Annotated in this window: 19 protein-coding genes; 8 read left to right on the top strand and 11 right to left on the bottom strand. The window is 60.1% G+C overall.

What is annotated here, in order from left to right; translation table 11 throughout:
- Positions 1–82: 82 nt before the first annotated feature.
- The gene (locus SYN9616_RS0101610; RefSeq protein WP_028951573.1) at positions 83–2,182 is read left to right on the top strand and encodes an HDIG domain-containing metalloprotein; all 2,100 of its coding nucleotides are present in this window, start codon (positions 83–85) and stop codon (positions 2,180–2,182) included.
- Here SYN9616_RS0101610 and SYN9616_RS0101605 read toward each other — a convergent pair.
- The 5 genes from SYN9616_RS0101605 to SYN9616_RS0101585 all read right to left on the bottom strand — a co-directional run bounded on the left by SYN9616_RS0101605 (position 2,170) and on the right by SYN9616_RS0101585 (position 4,164).
- The gene (locus SYN9616_RS0101605; RefSeq protein ID WP_028951572.1) at positions 2,170–2,433 is read right to left on the bottom strand and encodes a SemiSWEET family sugar transporter; all 264 of its coding nucleotides are present in this window, start codon (positions 2,431–2,433) and stop codon (positions 2,170–2,172) included. The two genes, SYN9616_RS0101610 and SYN9616_RS0101605, sit on opposite strands and share 13 nt — an antisense overlap.
- Positions 2,412–3,089, bottom strand: a complete 678-nt coding sequence (locus SYN9616_RS0101600) for an RluA family pseudouridine synthase (RefSeq protein WP_084218287.1) — start codon at positions 3,087–3,089, stop codon at positions 2,412–2,414. Before SYN9616_RS0101600 ends, SYN9616_RS0101605 begins: the two co-directional genes overlap by 22 nt.
- A complete protein-coding gene (locus SYN9616_RS0101595) occupies positions 3,037–3,531 on the bottom strand; it encodes a hypothetical protein (protein ID WP_028951570.1) in 495 nt (164 codons plus the stop codon). The genes SYN9616_RS0101600 and SYN9616_RS0101595 overlap by 53 nt, the downstream gene beginning before the upstream one ends.
- A 79-nt stretch (positions 3,532–3,610) precedes the next feature.
- Positions 3,611–3,916, bottom strand: a complete 306-nt coding sequence (locus SYN9616_RS0101590; protein WP_037990568.1) for an MTH1187 family thiamine-binding protein — start codon at positions 3,914–3,916, stop codon at positions 3,611–3,613.
- Positions 3,916–4,164: a hypothetical protein gene (locus SYN9616_RS0101585; RefSeq protein ID WP_028951568.1), complete on the bottom strand. Its 249-nt coding sequence runs from the start codon at positions 4,162–4,164 to the stop codon at positions 3,916–3,918. The genes SYN9616_RS0101590 and SYN9616_RS0101585 overlap by 1 nt, the downstream gene beginning before the upstream one ends.
- A gap of 34 nt (positions 4,165–4,198) precedes the next feature.
- Here SYN9616_RS0101585 and SYN9616_RS0101580 point away from each other — a divergent pair, with 34 nt between their 5' ends.
- Complete coding sequence (locus SYN9616_RS0101580) at positions 4,199–4,666, top strand: hypothetical protein (RefSeq protein WP_232199880.1); 468 nt, start codon at positions 4,199–4,201, stop codon at positions 4,664–4,666.
- A 77-nt stretch (positions 4,667–4,743) separates the two neighbouring features.
- Entirely contained in the window at positions 4,744–4,953 is a 210-nt protein-coding gene (locus SYN9616_RS0101575) for a hypothetical protein (RefSeq protein ID WP_028951566.1), read from the top strand.
- A 39-nt stretch (positions 4,954–4,992) separates the two neighbouring features.
- Here SYN9616_RS0101575 and SYN9616_RS16965 read toward each other — a convergent pair whose 3' ends face one another.
- From SYN9616_RS16965 to SYN9616_RS0101555, 4 genes are all read right to left on the bottom strand, one after another.
- Positions 4,993–5,151 carry a hypothetical protein gene (locus tag SYN9616_RS16965; RefSeq protein WP_156918620.1) on the bottom strand — a complete coding sequence of 53 codons (159 nt, stop codon included), beginning with the start codon at positions 5,149–5,151 and terminating at the stop codon, positions 4,993–4,995.
- Positions 5,152–5,245: 94 nt separating this feature from the next.
- A complete protein-coding gene (locus tag SYN9616_RS0101565; RefSeq protein WP_028951565.1) occupies positions 5,246–5,491 on the bottom strand; it encodes a Nif11-like leader peptide family natural product precursor in 246 nt (81 codons plus the stop codon).
- Between the two features lie 30 nt (positions 5,492–5,521).
- Positions 5,522–6,349, bottom strand: coding sequence for a carbohydrate ABC transporter permease (locus tag SYN9616_RS0101560; protein ID WP_028951564.1), 828 nt, complete (start codon positions 6,347–6,349; stop codon positions 5,522–5,524).
- 6 nt (positions 6,350–6,355) lie between these two features.
- Positions 6,356–7,978: a 2-isopropylmalate synthase gene (locus tag SYN9616_RS0101555; RefSeq protein ID WP_028951563.1), complete on the bottom strand. Its 1,623-nt coding sequence runs from the start codon at positions 7,976–7,978 to the stop codon at positions 6,356–6,358.
- Between the two features lie 104 nt (positions 7,979–8,082).
- On the opposite strand from SYN9616_RS0101555, the gene SYN9616_RS0101550 reads away from it, so the two are divergent.
- Entirely contained in the window at positions 8,083–9,651 is a 1,569-nt protein-coding gene (locus SYN9616_RS0101550; RefSeq protein ID WP_028951562.1) for a glycoside hydrolase family 57 protein, read from the top strand.
- Here the strand turns inward: SYN9616_RS0101550 and crtL are convergent.
- Positions 9,618–10,871, bottom strand: coding sequence for a lycopene beta cyclase (gene crtL / locus SYN9616_RS0101545; RefSeq protein ID WP_037990566.1), 1,254 nt, complete (start codon positions 10,869–10,871; stop codon positions 9,618–9,620). The two genes, SYN9616_RS0101550 and crtL, sit on opposite strands and share 34 nt — an antisense overlap.
- Before the next feature lie 2 nt (positions 10,872–10,873).
- Positions 10,874–13,471: a DNA gyrase subunit A gene (gene gyrA / locus SYN9616_RS0101540; RefSeq protein ID WP_028951560.1), complete on the bottom strand. Its 2,598-nt coding sequence runs from the start codon at positions 13,469–13,471 to the stop codon at positions 10,874–10,876.
- A 92-nt stretch (positions 13,472–13,563) separates the two neighbouring features.
- Between gyrA and SYN9616_RS18050 the strand changes: the two genes are divergently transcribed.
- The 4 genes from SYN9616_RS18050 (at position 13,564) to hisH (ending at position 16,441) form a co-directional block, all read left to right on the top strand.
- A complete protein-coding gene (locus SYN9616_RS18050) occupies positions 13,564–14,040 on the top strand; it encodes a CAAD domain-containing protein (protein ID WP_051410904.1) in 477 nt (158 codons plus the stop codon).
- A gap of 55 nt (positions 14,041–14,095) precedes the next feature.
- Positions 14,096–15,259: a GuaB3 family IMP dehydrogenase-related protein gene (locus SYN9616_RS0101530; RefSeq protein ID WP_028951559.1), complete on the top strand. Its 1,164-nt coding sequence runs from the start codon at positions 14,096–14,098 to the stop codon at positions 15,257–15,259.
- Positions 15,260–15,437: 178 nt separating this feature from the next.
- A complete protein-coding gene (gene trxA, locus SYN9616_RS0101525) occupies positions 15,438–15,761 on the top strand; it encodes a thioredoxin (RefSeq protein WP_006851354.1) in 324 nt (107 codons plus the stop codon).
- 11 nt (positions 15,762–15,772) lie between these two features.
- Positions 15,773–16,441, top strand: coding sequence for an imidazole glycerol phosphate synthase subunit HisH (gene hisH / locus SYN9616_RS0101520; RefSeq protein WP_255326784.1), 669 nt, complete (start codon positions 15,773–15,775; stop codon positions 16,439–16,441).
- The last annotated feature ends 1 nt before the right edge of the window (position 16,442 follow it).

Here is a 16,442-nt window from a genome sequence, read left to right as displayed (position 1 = left end):
CACTGCTTCCAGCATGCCCTGACAGGACAGCTAGCGTGAACGCGTCAATCCGGACCTCTCGGTTCGCCTCCCTGATGTGAGCATCCTTCGGGCGAGCCTCCTCTGGCGAGGCTGGCTGCAACATCAGGCCCCAAGTCGCAGACTGCTGCGCTGGACCCGTCTCCAGACGGCAGTTCTCCTGATTGTTTGCATTGCAGTTGCGCTCCTCTCCAGCATTCCCTGGCTTCTGAAGCCAGATCTGCAGCCTGGCTCGCTGGCACCGTTCGATGCTGTTGCGCCCAAAGACGCTTTAGTTCAGGACAGCTCTGCACTGGAGCAAAGACGGTCCACCCTTGTCGCCCGTTCGGTTGTTCAGGTCATCGACAAGGACGAGAGCATTCAACTGAAGGAGCGACTGAACAAGCAGCTCAAACAGTTGCAGCAGGTGACGGAGAGCGGTTCCGCCGCTCGCATCGGCCCGGTGAACCTGTCGCCTCAGGAACAGCGCTGGCTCAAGCAACGCAGCGAAGCTGAACATCTCGCCTGGGACAAGGCGGTGCTCCGCGCTGCTGACCGGATGCTCAGCCAGGGGATTGTGAGCAGCCTCGCAGCTGCGGAGCTGCGTCGCGCCGCCGGTATCCAGATGCGGGATCTACCGCTGGAGATCGACGAACCGGCAGCACGAACCCTGGCCAGCAAGCTGCTTGTAAACACGCTTCAGGGCAGCAGCAACCTGCGCACGGACCCAACCCTCAGCAAGCAGCTGATTGAGGAGCAGCTCACCAAACAGGGCATTCCCACAATTGAGGTTCGCAAGGGAGACCTGATCACACGCAAGGGTGAAGTGATCAGCCCCCAGGCCTACGACGTTCTCGATTATTTCGGGAAGGTTCGGCGCGAACCACAACCTCTGATCTGGCTTGGACGCTTCATCGAAGCGCTTGCGGGCTGCGGCGTGATGCTGCTTGTGATGCGGCGTGAACGCCCCACCCTCGAGGTCCGTCATGCCTTGCTGGCTCTTGGATTTCTTCTGTTGGTACAAGCAGCCAAGCTTTGGTTCGGCGCCAATGTGATTCCTCTGGCACTTCTGGTCCCACCCACGCTGGTGTTAACCGAGGGGCTGGGACCTGGCTGTGGACTGGCATGGCTTGCCATCGCAAGCCTTCTCTGGCCAGAACAAGTGAGTGGATTGGGTGACGGACGACTCCTGATGGCCTCTACGGTGGCCGCCGCCGGGGCCCTGCTGGCTGGTCGTCAACGGAGCCGTGGGCAGCTACTTCAGATGGCGGTCATGCTTCCGCTCGGAGCTTTCCTTGGCCAGTGGCTGCTGCTCCAGCTCCAGCCCTACACAGGCTGGAGCCCCTGGGTGAGTGTGTCCGGCGGTCTGGATGAGCTGGCAACAGAGGCGTTGGTGCTGGGTCTGCTGCTGATGACCGCCCTGCTTTTGATTCCAATCCTGGAGGGATCATTTGGGCTGCTGACCCGCGCACGGATGCTGGAGCTGGCAGACCAGGAACGTCCTTTGCTGCGCCGACTCTCCTCGGAAGCTCCCGGCACGTTCGAACACACCCTGATGATTTGCGGGCTTGCTGAGGAAGGGGCTCGAGCCATCGGAGCTGATGTGGACCTGATCAAGACAGGATCGCTGTATCACGACGTCGGCAAACTTCACGCACCCGACTGGTTCATTGAAAACCAGAAAGGCGGCCCCAACCCCCACGACGAACTGGACGATCCGATCGCCAGCGCCGCCGTGTTGCAGGCCCATGTAGATGAAGGCCTGAAGCTGGCACGTCGTCACCGGCTACCCCGTCCATTGGCGGATTTCATCCCCGAACATCAGGGCACCTTGAAGATGGGCTACTTCCTTCACAAGGCCAGGGAGCGCGACCCCGGCGTGGATGAAGATCGCTTCCGTTATCACGGACCGGCGCCTCGATCACGGGAAACGGCGGTGCTGATGCTGGCCGATGGCTGTGAAGCAGCCTTGCGCTCACTGCCTCCAGACACGTCCGAGAAACAGGCTGTCGAGACCGTCCGCTCCATCGCGGAGGCCCGATTACGTGACGGTCAGCTCCGCAAAAGCTCCCTGAGTCGAGCGGAAATGGAACTTGTCGTGAAGGCATTTGTACGGGTGTGGCGGCGGATGCGTCATCGCCGGATCCCTTATCCGATTCCCGCCCGTCAGAGTTATCGCAGCTGATCCGCCAGCTTGCGTTGCAACACCACCGCTGCGGGGATCAGGGTGATCACGTTGGCGGCGATCACAGGACCATCACCGGCCATGACGCCGTAAATGGTCCATAACGTCACGCCACAGGTGAACAGGGTGTACATCCCCAGGGAAATCGCCCGGGTGTCTCCGCTCTTCAGAGTCTTGACGGCCTGAGGGAAGAAGCTCGCGGTGGTTAACGCTGCAGCGCCATAGCCGATCAGTTCTGCGGGGATGGACATGGCAACGGGTTCCGAGAAAGGAAGCGACATCTCTGACCGGTGAAGGGATGTCGGAAGGCAAGAGCGACGGCGTGCAATTGAAGACGTGAGGAGCCTCGAGCGCCGTAGATGGGATCACCCACGATCGGGTGACCGCGCTCGGCCAGATGGGAGCGCAGCTGATGGGAACGACCGGTCAGTGGAACCAGCCATAAACGGGTCGAACCCAATTGTGACCGCTGCACTCTCCAGCGGGTCCGGGCAGGACGACCAGACGGATGGAAGCCATAACGCGGCGGATGACGCTGCAAACGCGCCAATGGACCATGGATCGCTCCGCTACCCAGCATGATTCCCATCACATCAGCGACGTAAAGCTTTCGGACATGCCGGCTGGCAAACAGGGCACTGCAGCGGCGCAAGGCGTCTTTCCCACGGGCCAGCAACAACACCCCCGACGTATCGCGATCTAGACGATGAACAAGCTGCAGGTCAGGTTCTTTCTGTTGCAGGCGCGTGATCAAGGAATCCTGCTGATCCGCTCCAAGTCCAGGCTGACTGAGCAGTCCAGCAGGTTTCTCCACCACCACAAGCCAGTTGTCGCGATGCCGTTCTGCAAGGACCTCAGCGCTCAAGCCGATCGCCGCAGTGTCGATGGAACAGAGCTTCCACCTCATCCGGGGGCAACGCCTGCACCAGACGAGCTTCGACTTCGACGTGATGCTGACTCACGTGATAGAGCTTCAACTCATGAAATGCATCGGGAGTCGTCCGACGTGCTCGGTCCATTTCCTGGGTCAGCAGGGCGGCAGGCATCAACGGTCCGCCGTTGCAGAACTGCATGACGTGGGCGGATTCATGGGCAAGCACCACCCAGACGTAGGCCGGATCATCCGGGAGGTTGTTGCCGCACATCAGCAACACCTGCCGTCCTTCATGGAAAGCTCCGAGAAGACCCTCCGGGCAATCTTTAGCCACCAAAGACTCCACACCAGCGCGCCGCATCAAGCGCACATAGCCACCGATTCGCTCCCAGGTGGCCGCCCTGGCGCCAGCGATTGTCCCAAGGCTGGTGATCAACAGCAGCAGCAGAGCGAAGGATGAGCGGCAGCGACGCACAGACGCGACTCAAAACTGTTCTCATTGGTCTCAAATTTCAAGCAATGGATGTTGTTTCCCCCATAACTTCTCAAGATTCTCAGGGGTTGAGACATCGCTCCACCGCGTTCACCTTGTCCTCAAAGGACTGATTCCGATCAGTGCGTGTGTTGATTTTCAACGTCGTGTAGATCCTCGGTGCGCCCATCCGATGTACGTCCTGGTGACAGGCATGGACACAGGCCATCACCTCCTCCCAGGGGCCTTCAATCGCAGTGCCGTTCGGGCCTAACTGGGACTTAAGTCCGGATTTGGCGATCTGCCGCTGACAAGCTGCAATGAACGGAGACAACGACACCCCGACACCGATCGGAACCAAACAGAGGTCAACGCTGACCCAGGTCATCAGACTTGATTCCGAGAGGGCTGCACAAGACAGCTCCTCGGATAATCGATGGTTCTCCAGGCCCCTGTTCCGGTGCAGACCTGCACAGCAATTCCCCGTTGTGCCGGAGCGCAAGAAGCTCCCTGACCCGAGCACCAGTTCAACGCTTCCGTGAGAGCGGATTCCAGACTGTCGTAGGTGGTGTCCAGCACTGGATGGGGCTGACCATCAAGGCCAGCAAGGCGATATCGGGAGCGATGTGACCTCATCACTGGACAGTCCCGCAATTGTCTCCATCATTTCATGCAGGACGTTTCGACCATGTTCGGCATGAAACAGACGCTGCAAAATGCTTACAACGCTCTGATGGCAAAGGCTCCGGGAGCAGCCTTTCCCAGGGCAAGACGCCTCTATCTGAACAAATACCAGCTCCCTCAATCCGATGAGAAGCATGGACTCCGCCTGTTTGTCAGCGAGGAATCCCTCGATGAGTCCCAGCACCCAGCGGAGGACGGTGAGCCGCATCACCGCATTGTGACGCTGACATCAACACCGCGTGAGTTGGCCGTGGTGCACTGGCAGCAACCGGAAGCCCCCGAACAGGCCGACCTGCAACGTTGGCTGGACACCGCCTGGGGCCTTGATGCCGAAGAATTGACCCTCACACCATGGCCCGAACCCTGGTTTCGCGATGGCGGCCATCAGACGCGATTCCAGCCTCCAAGAGGTCTGATCTGGCAACAACACAGCTTATTAACGCTGCTGGAATAAAAAATGGAGACATTCCGCATAACGAGTCTCACACTGTCTCGATATCGCTATGGGTTTGATGAAACCCTTACAGGGCCATGTTCTCCAACTACGCCGAGCGCTATGTGCTGCGGTCCCTGCCAGCAGGCCGCTATCTGGGGGTGAATACCCAGAGCCAGGTGATTGAAACGCTGGAATCACCGGCGGATGCCTGGATCTTCCACACCCATGACGGCGCGGTCCGGCACGCTCGCTGGATTGGTGAAGTGCACGGAACGACTCCTGACGTCGTACGCCTCGAGGACTAAGGCGTTCCGACGGCCGCGCTGGATGGGGTTCAGGACCTCTCAGCGCTCGCCAATCAGGTCGCTCCAGCTCAGGAATGGCGATTTCTTCACTGGAGCAGGAGACGGAACATCAGTGCGAAGACGGATGATCGGTTGACGTTCATCAACGTCTCCAGAATTCCAGGATGCCCTGGACTTGCCGTCCTGACGAAGGACCATCACTCTCTTTTATCAAAGTGCAAGCTCGCTCGGCGCCCCGATTTTGTCAGTCATTGAAGACACGTCGGTAGGTGACGGCGGCCACCAAAGCAGGTCACCCCTGGATGAACGATCGCAACCGGCGAGACTCATCGGCCTGCTGGCGTTGCAGTTCCTCAGCAGAGCGCTGGGAATCTTCCCGCTGCTGAGCCTCAAAGACATCGGCTTCGGTCACAGAGCAACCGAATTCAGCAGCCAGCGCCACAAATGATTCGAGGTCGAGTGGCTGACGTAGTCGGTCGGCCAGCGCGGGATCCTGCTGACGCAAGGCCATCAGACGGTCGAGATCCTGAAGCGACACAAACAGAAGCGGCGAACGCCTTGTTCTAGGTCAACCCTTCACGGCATCACCGCTCGCGCTTGGAAGAATGAAGCGCTGAAGCAGAACAAACAGCACGAGCACCGGGAGGATCGAGACCACAGATCCAGCCGCCACGATTCGCCAATCAAGACCGAAGCTGCTGGAGAGCTGCTGCAAACCAAGGGGCAGCGTGTAGAGGCTTGGGTCATCAAGAATCACGAGAGGCCAGAGAAAATCACTCCAGGTTCCGATGAAGACGAACATCGCCAAAGTGATCAGGTCGGCACGAGCGGCAGGGATCATCACGTTCCACCATTCACCCAGTCGGCTGCAGCCATCAATCCGCGCCGCCTCCTCAAGTTCGACGGGAACACCGAGGAAGCTCTGGCGAAGAAGGTAGAGACCAAACGCGGTCGCCGCCTGAGGAATCACCAGAGCCACCAGTGTGTTGCGCAACCCCAGTTGAACCATCAGTAGATAGAGCGGGATCATCACCACCTGGAACGGGATCAGGATCGTGGCAACCACCAGCCCCAGAACCAGGCCGCGGCCCGCGAACCGCATCCTGGCCAGTGGATAGGCCGCCATCGAGCAGAACAGAAGATTCGCGAGCACAGCCAAAGCACTCACCACGGTGCTGTTCAACAGATAGGTGGTGAGCGGGTTGTCCTGAAATAAGCGTACGTAGGCCTGAAGACTGGGCTCCGAAGGCAGCAGGGCAGGAGGGCTACTGAAGATGTCTTCAGCCGGTCCCTTCAAAGAGGTACTGACCAGCCAAAGCAGCGGCACCAACACCAGCAAGGCAAGCAGCAGCAGCACAAGTAGCTGCAGAACCGAGACGAGGACGCGACGGCTCATGCCGGGTCAGAGGCTTGGGCGCGTTTCAACCGACACCACATCCTTCTGGGGATGCAAAGGCCGTCTCTCCATACCAGCGACCAGTCGATTCAATGCATTAATGAACGCCTGCCCGGCGGCAACAACAACGTCGGTGTCGGCGGAATGACCTGAAAACAGGGAACCATCCCGTCTCAGTCGGATGGTGACCTCGCCCATGGCATCGATGCCTTCCGTGACAGATTTGACCGAGAACTCAACCAGCTCATTGGGGACCCCGGCAAGGTCATTGAGAGCGCGACAGACCGCATCAACCGGTCCGGTACCGACAGCGGAGCCGGTTCGTTCACCATCCTCTTCATCAGCCAGTGTCACCGTGGCCGTTGGTCGCAGACTGCTGCCGCAACTGACCTGAACCAGTTTCAGCACGAAGCGAGCATCCGGTTGCTGGACCTGTTCGCTCACAATCGCCTCAAGATCGCGATCAGTGATTTCTCGCTTGCGATCCGCCAGGTCCTTGAACCGGGCAAAGGCCTCATCGAGATCCTCACGGGTCAGGTCGTAACCCAATTCTTCGAGACGCGCCCGGACAGCACTGCGGCCACTGAGTTTGCCCAGGGAGATCCGGTTGTCACTTAGGCCGACGGTGCGGGCATCGATGATCTCGTACGTGAGTGGGTTTTTCAGGACCCCGTCCTGGTGAATCCCTGATTCGTGGGCAAAGGCATTCGCACCGACGATTGCCTTGTTGGGCTGGACCACCATGCCGGTGAGGTTGGACACCAGACGGGAGGTCTTGGTGATTTCTTCCGTACGCACTCCTGTCAGAGGAGTCGGACTATCAACGTCTCTTCCGAAGTAGGGGTTGTAGTAACGACGACGCACATGCATTGCCATCACCAGCTCCTCCAAGGAAGCATTGCCGGCACGTTCTCCAATGCCGTTGATCGTGCACTCGAGTTGACGGGCACCGTTCTTGACCGCCTCCAGAAAATTCGCCACGGCCAGCCCCAGATCATTGTGGCCATGAACGGAGATCACAGCCTCTCCGATGTTCGGGACGTGATCATTGATTCCCTTGATCAAAGCCCCGAATTCCGTCGGCGTTGTGTAGCCGACCGTGTCGGGAATGTTGATGGTGGTGGCCCCGGCGGCAACAGCGGCCTCGATCACCTCGTAAAGAAACTCAGGGTCACTGCGACCCGCGTCTTCACAGGAGAATTCAACGTCCTCAACAAGCGACCGGGCATAGCTCACCATCTCCGGCACGATTGCCAGCACGTCACTGCGGGTCTTGCGCAGCTTGTGCTCGAGATGGATGTCGCTGGTGGCGATGAACGTGTGAATGCGTCGGCATGGAGCCGGTGCCACGGCATCCGCACAGGCCTTGATGTCGGCTTTGGAAGCGCGGGCGAGACCACAGATGATGGGGCCTTGCTCGCCCCCTACCTGCTGGGCGATCCGCTGGACTGCCGAGAAATCTCCGGGACTGGCAAACGGGAAGCCAGCTTCGATCACATCCACCCCAAGCCGTGCAAGCTGCTGGGCGATGGCCAGCTTCTCCTCGAGGTTGAGGCTGGCTCCAGGAGACTGCTCTCCATCCCGGAGGGTGGTGTCAAAAATCAGTACGCGACCAGGATCCTTGGCCATGGCGACTCTCCAGGAGCAGGCGTTAGTCGGAATGACTATGAGTTAAGTAACTTTAGGTGAGACTGTCCGCCCGTTCTAAATTCGGTGACCTTTCTGGTGGTTCCGTGACCAAAGGCGCTCTCGCCCTGGTTCTTCACGCCCACCTGCCGTACGTCCGTTCCACTCAGCCGGGATCGCTTGAGGAGGATTGGTTCTTCCAGGCCCTGATCGAGTGCTACCTCCCCCTTCTGGCTGTCCTGGAGCAGGCCGTCCAGGCCCCTGGAGTGCAGCCCAGAATCACCATCGGGCTGTCTCCAACGCTGCTCTCGCTCCTCAGTGATGGGGAACTGAAGCAACGCTTTCCGCAATGGCTGGACGACAGGCTCAAGCTGTTGCCACGTGCTGACGAGGCCCTGAAGACGGCTGCTCAGCATCTTGAAAGCACGATCAAGCACCACCGACAGGGCTGGCTGGACTGCGACGGGGACCTCATCGGACGTTTTGCGCGTCTTCAGAAGCAAGGCGTTGCAGACCTGCTGACCTGCGGCGCAACCCATGGATATCTGCCCCTGCTCCGCCAGAACCCTGAAGCGATCCGTGGTCAGCTGCGTACAGCGGTGCGCGAACACCAGCGACTGATCGGAGAGCGTCCCCTGGGGATCTGGCTGCCTGAGTGCGCTTACTACGAAGGCCTCGATCTCTGGATGCGCGACGCCGGGCTGCGCTACGCCGTTCTCGACGGCCATGGCCTGCTGCATGGCAAACCACGGCCCCGCTTCGGTGTCTACGCCCCGATCTGCAGCCGCAATGGCGTTGCCTTTTTTGGCCGGGACAGTGAAGCCACTTTGCCGGTCTGGTCAGCCAAAGATGGCTATCCCGGTGATCCCCACTACCGGGAGTTCCATCGCGACCTGGGCTGGGATCTTCCCCTCGAGGCCCTTGCTCCTCTGGGCTTGCAACAGCCCCGTCCCCTCGGCCTCAAGCTGCACAGAGTGACCGATCATCAGCTGCCGCTGGACCAAAAACAGCCCTACCAACCAGCAATTGCCGAACAACGCGTTGGCCAGCACGCGCGCCACTACCTGCAAGGACGACGACGGCAGTTGGATGGATTGGCCAACTCGATGGAACTCAGCCCTCTGTTGGTCGCCCCATTCGATGCTGAACTGTTCGGGCACTGGTGGTTTGAAGGTCCCCGATTCCTCTCAGAGCTCTTCCATCAGGGACCTGCGGAGGGCGTGCAGTTCACCCGTCTGCGAGATGTGCTGAGCGCAGCGGGGCAGCTGCAGTTGTGCGATCCCTGTCCATCGAGTTGGGGACAGGGTGGCTATCACAACTACTGGCTGAATGACACCAACGCCTGGGTTGTGGCCGAGTGGGGGCGAGCCGGTGATGCCATGGTGCGACGCTGCAGCCGCGGAGTGGCACGAGAAGCTGATCTGCTCCTGCTGCAACAGGCCGCGAGGGAACTGCTGCTGGCCCAGTCATCGGACTGGAGCTTCATCCTGAGGGCCGGGACCACCACCGGCTTGGCGAAGGAACGGATTGAACGACACCTGGAACGTTTCTGGCAGTTGATGAGCGCAATGGACGGGGTGGAACCACTCCCGGATGGCTGGTTCGAAGCCGTTCACTCCGAAGATCGCCTGTTCCCTCTGATTCAGCCACTGGATTGGGCGAACGTGGGGCTCTGAGTTGCGGGAGCTCCCAGCACCAAACCGCGACGGAGCTCCCATGGAGCCATTGCAAACAGTCGCAGCATCACGCCCATGAGTCGTGGCAGCGGCAGGGTGTTGGTGAGGAAGCCAAACCACTCCTCCCGTGGAAGGGCGAAGAAAGTGGCGAAGTGGGTGCGCAACAGGGCTTCGTTGAATCCCATCAACCGCCCCAAGCCGAACTGATACAGCTGGTGGCGCAGCACCAACTCGATCGGCCAAAGCGCCTGCCATCCCCGTTGCGCCAAGGCCGCTGAGCCCAGGGCTGGATTGACAAGCGCTTGAGCAATCGCCTCGGCCATATCAGGCCCCCGGCGCAACAGCGCCCCAACCATGTAGCCCGACGCAGGATGCACCATGCTCGCCGCACCGCCAAAGGCCAGCACCGGCTGGCTGCGGTCGGGCAACGGCAGATTCATCGGGAAGAGACAGAACTCCTCGTGGATCACCTCAGTGATCAGCACACCGCGCTGATCAAGGCGTTGCTGGAACCGTTGCTTGAGCACGTCATAGGGAACGCCCGGTGCCAAGGCGAGCGAGGTTTCTTCCACGAAAAACACCCCATCACCCAGATCCATCGCATAAAGGAAGGTGGGCGGTTCACGGCGCTGCGCCTCGCTGAGGTGGTCGCTTCGGTAGTCCATCAACACAAACCGGCCCGCATCAATCGGGGGTGGGGAGAAGCGCCCCACCACGCCGTAAGCCGCCTGCCCCGCCACCGGCCCCTGATCCGGGCGGCGAATGTGAGGCGTACGCGAGCCGGAGGCATCAATCACCAAGCGTGCCTGCAACGTGGCTCCCGATGCACAGCTCACGCTTGTGGTTGCACCGTTCACCTCCAGCCGCTGAACGGTGTCTTGATGCCACACCACGCCGTCGGCGCGCTCCAGCCAATACCGCTGCAACGCGGCCCGATCGAACAATCCATAGTCGATGCCATGGCCATAGCTCTGATCCTGAGCCGTTGTGCCGCCTGCGCCGAAATAACTGACGGTGTCGCTCCAGCGGTGCTCGAGCAGCTGCTCGAGCCCCACCATTTTCAATTCATCGGCCCAGATGCCGTAGGTGTTCGGCCAGGGAGCATCAAGCGGATCGGGAGCGATGCCCGCAACAGCCACGCCTCGTTGATTCAGTTCAGACGCGATGCAGAGGGCGGCAGGACCGCCCCCCAGCACCAGCACATCAACGTTTGGCGGCAAGGTCAGCTGTCCTGATCAGGTGCAGCCTCACCGGCAGCGCTGTCGTCATCTTCACTGTCGTCGTCGGCTTCCGGCGGCACCAGCACCACCTTGAGCAGCCGGTCACCCTTGTCCAGCTTCTGCAGACGCACACCCGTGGCAGCCCGCGACTGCTGGGGAATGGCATCGGCGCTGGTGCGCACAATCACCCCCTTCTCGCTGACCAGGAGCAATTCCTCGCCGGCACCGAGGACGCTCAGGCCCACCAGCTCATCGGCCTCGGTGCGGAACTTCATCGCCCGCAGGCCCATACCGGCACGCTTCTGCAAACGGAATTGCGTCACCGGCACACGCTTACCCAAACCGGAGGCCGAGGCCACAAGCACCCAGGGCCCCTCACTGGCTGAGTCCTCTTCATCCTCTGCGCTGGCAGCAACCTGATCGGCGAGTTCCACTGGCAATACATCCATGCTCACCAGGGCATCGCCATCCCGCAGATTCATCGAACGCACACCACGGGCTGTGCGTCCCAGGGGCCGTAACTCCTCATCACTGAGACGGAAGTGGATGGTCATCCCGGCTTTGGAGCCGATCAAGACGCTGTCGCCGGGAACGGCCAAGCGCACCCAGGTGAGGGCGTCGCCCTCTTCCAGGTTGATGGCGATCAGGCCATTGGAACGGATATTGCTGAAGGCCGAAAGCCGGGTGCGTTTGATGAAACCGCCGGTGGTGAGCATCAGCAGGTCGGTGTCGTCGCTGAACTCCGACACAGGGATCAACGATGTAATCGCCTCTTCCCGGGGAATCGGCAACAGCTGCACCACCGGCGTGCCCTTCGCAGTCCGACTGCACTGGGGCACCCGGTAGGCGGGCAAGGCATAGGACACGCCTCGATCACTGAACAACACCAAGGTGTCGTGGTCGTTGCAGCTGATGAACAGCTTCACGGCATCCTCCCCCTGGCTCCGGGTGCCGGCCTTGCCACGCGTCCCGCGGCTGGTGGCTTCGAACTCACTGACGGGCATCCGCTTGAGATAACCGGTCTCGGTCAGGAGCACCACAGACCGCTCATTGGCGATCAGGTCGATGTCGGAGAGTCCACCGCCGAGGTCAAGGATCTCCGTGCGACGAGGGATGGGGTAGCGATCCTGTAGCTGACCAAGCTCAGCCTGGATGATCCCGAACACCCGCTCGCGGCGGCCAAGGATGTCCTTGTAGTCGGCGATCTTGGTGACCAGATCCTCGTGTTCGAGACGGATCTTGTCTGCTTCAAGGGCGGTGAGCCGACGCAGCTGCATCTGCAAAATCGCGTCTGCCTGGATATCCGAAAGTCCATGGCGTTCCTGCAGCTGTTGGCGTGCAGTCGCCGTATCGGGAGCAGCCCGGATCAAGGCAATGATCGGGTCCAGCTGATCGAGGGCCAGCAGCAGGCCCAGCAGAATGTGGTCGCGTTCCTCCGCCTTGCGCAGCAGGTAGCGGGTGCGTCGCTCGATCGTCTCGACCCGGAAGTCGAGGAACACCTCGAGCATCTTGCGCAGGGTGAGCAGGATCGGCTCGCCGTTCACCAGCGCGAGCATGTATGCACTGAAGTTGCTCTGAAGCGGAGTGAGTTTGAACAGATTGTTCAACACCACCTGTGGGTAGGCATCCCGTCGGAGCTCAACGACGATCCGCATGCCATCACGATCGCTTTCGTCGCGGATGTCGGAGATCCCTTCAAGCTTCTTGTCGTTGACCAGTTCGGCGATCCGCTCGATCAGCGCCGCTTTGTTGGTCTGATATGGCAGCTCCGTGATAATGACCGCATCACGGTCCGGGCGACCGGGGACCTCCAGCGTTTCAATACCAGCCACCCCACGCATCGTCACGGAGCCCCGACCGCCGAGGTATGTGTCGCGGATGCCATCGCGACCCAGGATTTGACCGCCGGTGGGGAAATCGGGGCCAGGAATCAACCGAATCAGTTCTTGATCGCTGATCTCGGGATCGGCGATCAACGCCAGCAACCCGTCAATCAGCTCATTGAGGTTATGGGGCGGAATGTTGGTGGCCATCCCCACCGCGATTCCTGCCGAACCATTCAGCAGCAGCTGAGGGATCCGGGCGGGAAGCACCGTGGGCTCCTGCTGGGAACCATCGAAGTTGTCGGCGAAATCAACCGTCTCAGCCTCGATGTCCTCCAGCAGGCTGTCGGTGGTCAGTGCCCGCAATCGCGATTCGGTGTACCGCATGGCTGCCGGTGGATCGTTGTCCACGGAGCCGAAATTGCCATGCCCATCGATGAGGGGCATCGACATGGAGAAGTCCTGTGCCATGCGCACCAGGGCGTCGTACACAGCGGTGTCGCCGTGGGGGTGATATTTGCCGAGCACTTCGCCCACCACACGGGCGCATTTGCGATAGGGCCTGTCGCTGGTGAGGCCCAGCTCATACATCGCGTAAAGGATCCGGCGATGCACGGGCTTGAGACCATCGCGGGCATCGGGCAGCGCCCGACCCACGATCACACTCATCGCATACTCCAAATAGGAGCGCGACATCTCGTTGCGTAGGTCCGTCTGAATAATCCGATCGTCGGAACCGCCAGGACCGCCGCCGACAGGCCCCACAGAATCCGTCATACGAGGGTTGAACCGCCGTCCTTCATTCTATCTCGATAGGGCGTCGTAACTGGAAAGCTCCGATAAAATTCCTGTTAGCTCTAAACGCCTTCATGGGGTCGATCGAGGAGACACAACAGCCTGACCCGACACCCACTCCCACGCCGGAGGCAACCCCTCAGCCAACTCCAGCACCGACTCCATCGCCCACTCCTGCCGCAACCCTCGATCCAGCTTTCTCCACAAGCGTTGAAATCCCTGCGCAGGAGACCTCCGAAGGTGGTGAATGGGATCTGCTGAAGGACAAACTTCGCCAGTGGTTCAACGGCCAGGATCTCGGGGATCTCTGGGGGAAATGGGGCACTCCGATCAAGCTTGGCTTCGGCTTGATCGTTTTGGTCGTCCTGCTGAAGATCTACGGCGGCATTGTCAGCACGATCGACAATCTGCCCCTGGTCTCCGGACTGCTCGAACTGACAGGCCTGATCTGGCTGATCAACTTTCTGCTGCGCAACATGATTCGCAGCACCGACCGCAAGAAAGTGATCGGTGATCTGCGATCCCGCTGGTCGAGCATTACTGGCCGCTGAGCCCTACTGACTGGCTGCTGGTTGGTAGTTTGTCCCGATCTGAACCAATCCTGCGGTGGACATTCAGCTCGGACGCTCCAAGGTCGTTCGCCGCGCCTACGGAATTGATGAAATCGCCCTCGTACCCGGGGGCCGCACGGTCGATCCTGAAGTGACCGACACCAGCTGGACGCTCGGTGGCATCGAACGTTCGATTCCGATCATCGCCAGTGCCATGGACGGTGTGGTCGACGTGGATATGGCAGTACGCCTTTCGCAGCTGGGCGCCCTTGGGGTTTTGAATCTGGAAGGGGTTCAGACGCGTTATGAAGACCCCAACCCTGTGCTCGATCGGATCGCGGCGGTCGGCAAGGACGCCTTTGTGCCCTTGATGCAGGAGCTGTACAGCCAACCCGTTCAGGAACAGCTGATCCGTCAGCGCATTGGAGACATCAAGCGGAAGGGTGGGATCGCTGCGGTCAGCGGAACCCCTGTTGCTGCTCTTAAATACAGAAACACCATTGCTGAGGCAGGTGCGGACCTGTTCTTTGTCCAGGCAACGGTTGTCTCCACCGAACACATCGGTCCTGAGGGACGGGAAAAACTCGACCTGGAATCGCTCTGTCGCGACATGGGTGTGCCGGTCGTCATCGGAAACTGCGTCACCTACGACGTCGCCATGCAGCTGATGCGCGCCGGTGCGGCGGGCGTTCTTGTGGGAATCGGGCCTGGAGCCGCCTGCACCTCGCGAGGAGTGTTAGGCGTGGGGATCCCCCAGGCCACAGCAGTGGCGGATTGTTCCGCTGCTCGGCATGACTATCTGCAAGAGTCAGGCCGATACGTGCCCATCGTTGCCGATGGAGGCATCGTTACGGGTGGGGATATCTGCAAGTGCATTGCCTGTGGTGCCGATGCGGTGATGATCGGTTCACCCATTGCCCGCGCAGAGGAAGCCCCGGGACGCGGGTTCCACTGGGGCATGGCAACGCCAAGTCCGGTTCTCCCCAGAGGAACGAGGATCAACGTGGGCAGCACCGGCAGCCTGGAACGAATTCTGCGAGGTCCAGCACTCCTTGATGACGGAACACACAATTTGCTTGGTGCTCTGAAAACGTCGATGGGCACCTTGGGCGCAAAAACTCTCAAGGAGATGCAGCAGGTTGAAGTGGTGGTGGCACCTTCACTGCTGACCGAGGGCAAGGTGTACCAGAAAGCTCAACAACTAGGGATGGGTAAGTAAGCCAGAGCTAGTGTGAGTTGTGTGCGAGCTGACGCTCTCACACTCCTCACACCCCCTGGCCCGGCGCGTTCGGGCTTTCATTCTTCTCAAGTCACCATCACAGTTCTCTGCGGGCAACGTCACACCGGGGATACGGCTCGGTACTGTTGCTAAGTTCTGGGCACTTTCTTCAGGTCATATGTCCAGCGCCGCAGCTGTTACCGACGCCTCCTTCGAACAGGACGTGCTGCAGAGCGACGTACCGGTGCTGGTCGACTTCTGGGCTCCCTGGTGTGGTCCGTGCCGCATGGTCGCTCCGATTGTCGAGGAAATCGCAAAGGAATTCGACGGCCAGATCAAGGTTTTCAAACTCAACACCGACGAGAACCCCAACGTCGCCAGCCAGTACGGCATTCGCAGTATTCCGACTCTGATGGTGTTCAAAGGCGGCCAGAAAGTTGACACCGTCGTCGGCGCGGTTCCCAAGGCAACCCTGAGCGGCACCATTTCGAAATACCTCTGAACTCATCAGGGTTGAGTCATCCCGCGTTGAGGATCGGACTGATCGATTACGGAATGGGCAACCTCCATTCCGTCAGACGATCTTTGGAGCGCCTTGGAGGTGACGTGCTCGATGTCCGTTCCGAAGCTGACCTGGCATCTCCGAATGCGTTGATTCTTCCTGGTGTTGGAGCCTTTGACCCTGCAATGGAGAATCTCGAGTCCACAGGGCTCATTCCCCATCTGAAGTCATGGGCTCTGGATAGACGCCCACTCCTTGGCATCTGTCTGGGGCTCCAGCTGTTGTTCGAGAGCAGCGAAGAAGGATCTCGTCAGGGACTGGCTCTGCTGCCTGGACGCGTCGAACGACTTCCTGATGATCCACGCGAACGCATTCCACACATGGGCTGGGCCCCTCTCAACCCCGTCATGGATTGCCCGCTGCTACGGCAGGGTGACCCAACGGCATGGGTGTATTTCGTGCATTCCTATGCAGCTGTTCCCAGCTCAAACGAGAACGTCCTGGCTGCCACCGCTCCTTTCGCGGACAGTCCCGTCACGGCCATGGTTTGGCGGGACCGCGTGGGTGCCTGTCAATTCCACCCTGAAAAATCCGCCGACTGCGGCTCTCTGATGCTCAAGCGCTGGCTGAGCTGGCTTGAGTCGATTCAGTCAGTGGGAAACACTCAAGAACAGGGCTGAG

The organism is Synechococcus sp. CC9616, from assembly GCF_000515235.1.
In the GTDB taxonomy this organism is placed as follows: Bacteria; Cyanobacteriota; Cyanobacteriia; order PCC-6307; family Cyanobiaceae; genus Parasynechococcus.
The sequence above is the reverse complement of the archived record's forward strand: the minus strand, read 5'-3'. Positions and strand labels throughout refer to the sequence as shown.

What these genes read in the sequence shown, in the direction of transcription:
- SYN9616_RS0101605 (WP_028951572.1), bottom strand. Translation starts at nt 2,433, where the DNA reads ATGTCCATCCCCGCAGAACTGATCGGCTATGGCGCTGCAGCGTTAACC.
- SYN9616_RS0101600 (WP_084218287.1), bottom strand. Translation starts at nt 3,089, where the DNA reads ATGAGGTGGAAGCTCTGTTCCATCGACACTGCGGCGATCGGCTTGAGC.
- SYN9616_RS0101590 (WP_037990568.1), bottom strand. Translation starts at nt 3,916, where the DNA reads ATGACCTGGGTCAGCGTTGACCTCTGTTTGGTTCCGATCGGTGTCGGG.
- SYN9616_RS0101585 (WP_028951568.1), bottom strand. Translation starts at nt 4,164, where the DNA reads ATGAGGTCACATCGCTCCCGATATCGCCTTGCTGGCCTTGATGGTCAG.
- SYN9616_RS0101580 (WP_232199880.1), top strand. Translation starts at nt 4,199, where the DNA reads ATGCAGGACGTTTCGACCATGTTCGGCATGAAACAGACGCTGCAAAAT.
- SYN9616_RS0101575 (WP_028951566.1), top strand. Translation starts at nt 4,744, where the DNA reads ATGTTCTCCAACTACGCCGAGCGCTATGTGCTGCGGTCCCTGCCAGCA.
- SYN9616_RS16965 (WP_156918620.1), bottom strand. Translation starts at nt 5,151, where the DNA reads ATGGTCCTTCGTCAGGACGGCAAGTCCAGGGCATCCTGGAATTCTGGA.
- SYN9616_RS0101560 (WP_028951564.1), bottom strand. Translation starts at nt 6,349, where the DNA reads ATGAGCCGTCGCGTCCTCGTCTCGGTTCTGCAGCTACTTGTGCTGCTG.
- SYN9616_RS0101555 (WP_028951563.1), bottom strand. Translation starts at nt 7,978, where the DNA reads ATGGCCAAGGATCCTGGTCGCGTACTGATTTTTGACACCACCCTCCGG.
- gyrA (WP_028951560.1), bottom strand. Translation starts at nt 13,471, where the DNA reads ATGACGGATTCTGTGGGGCCTGTCGGCGGCGGTCCTGGCGGTTCCGAC.
- SYN9616_RS18050 (WP_051410904.1), top strand. Translation starts at nt 13,564, where the DNA reads ATGGGGTCGATCGAGGAGACACAACAGCCTGACCCGACACCCACTCCC.
- trxA (WP_006851354.1), top strand. Translation starts at nt 15,438, where the DNA reads ATGTCCAGCGCCGCAGCTGTTACCGACGCCTCCTTCGAACAGGACGTG.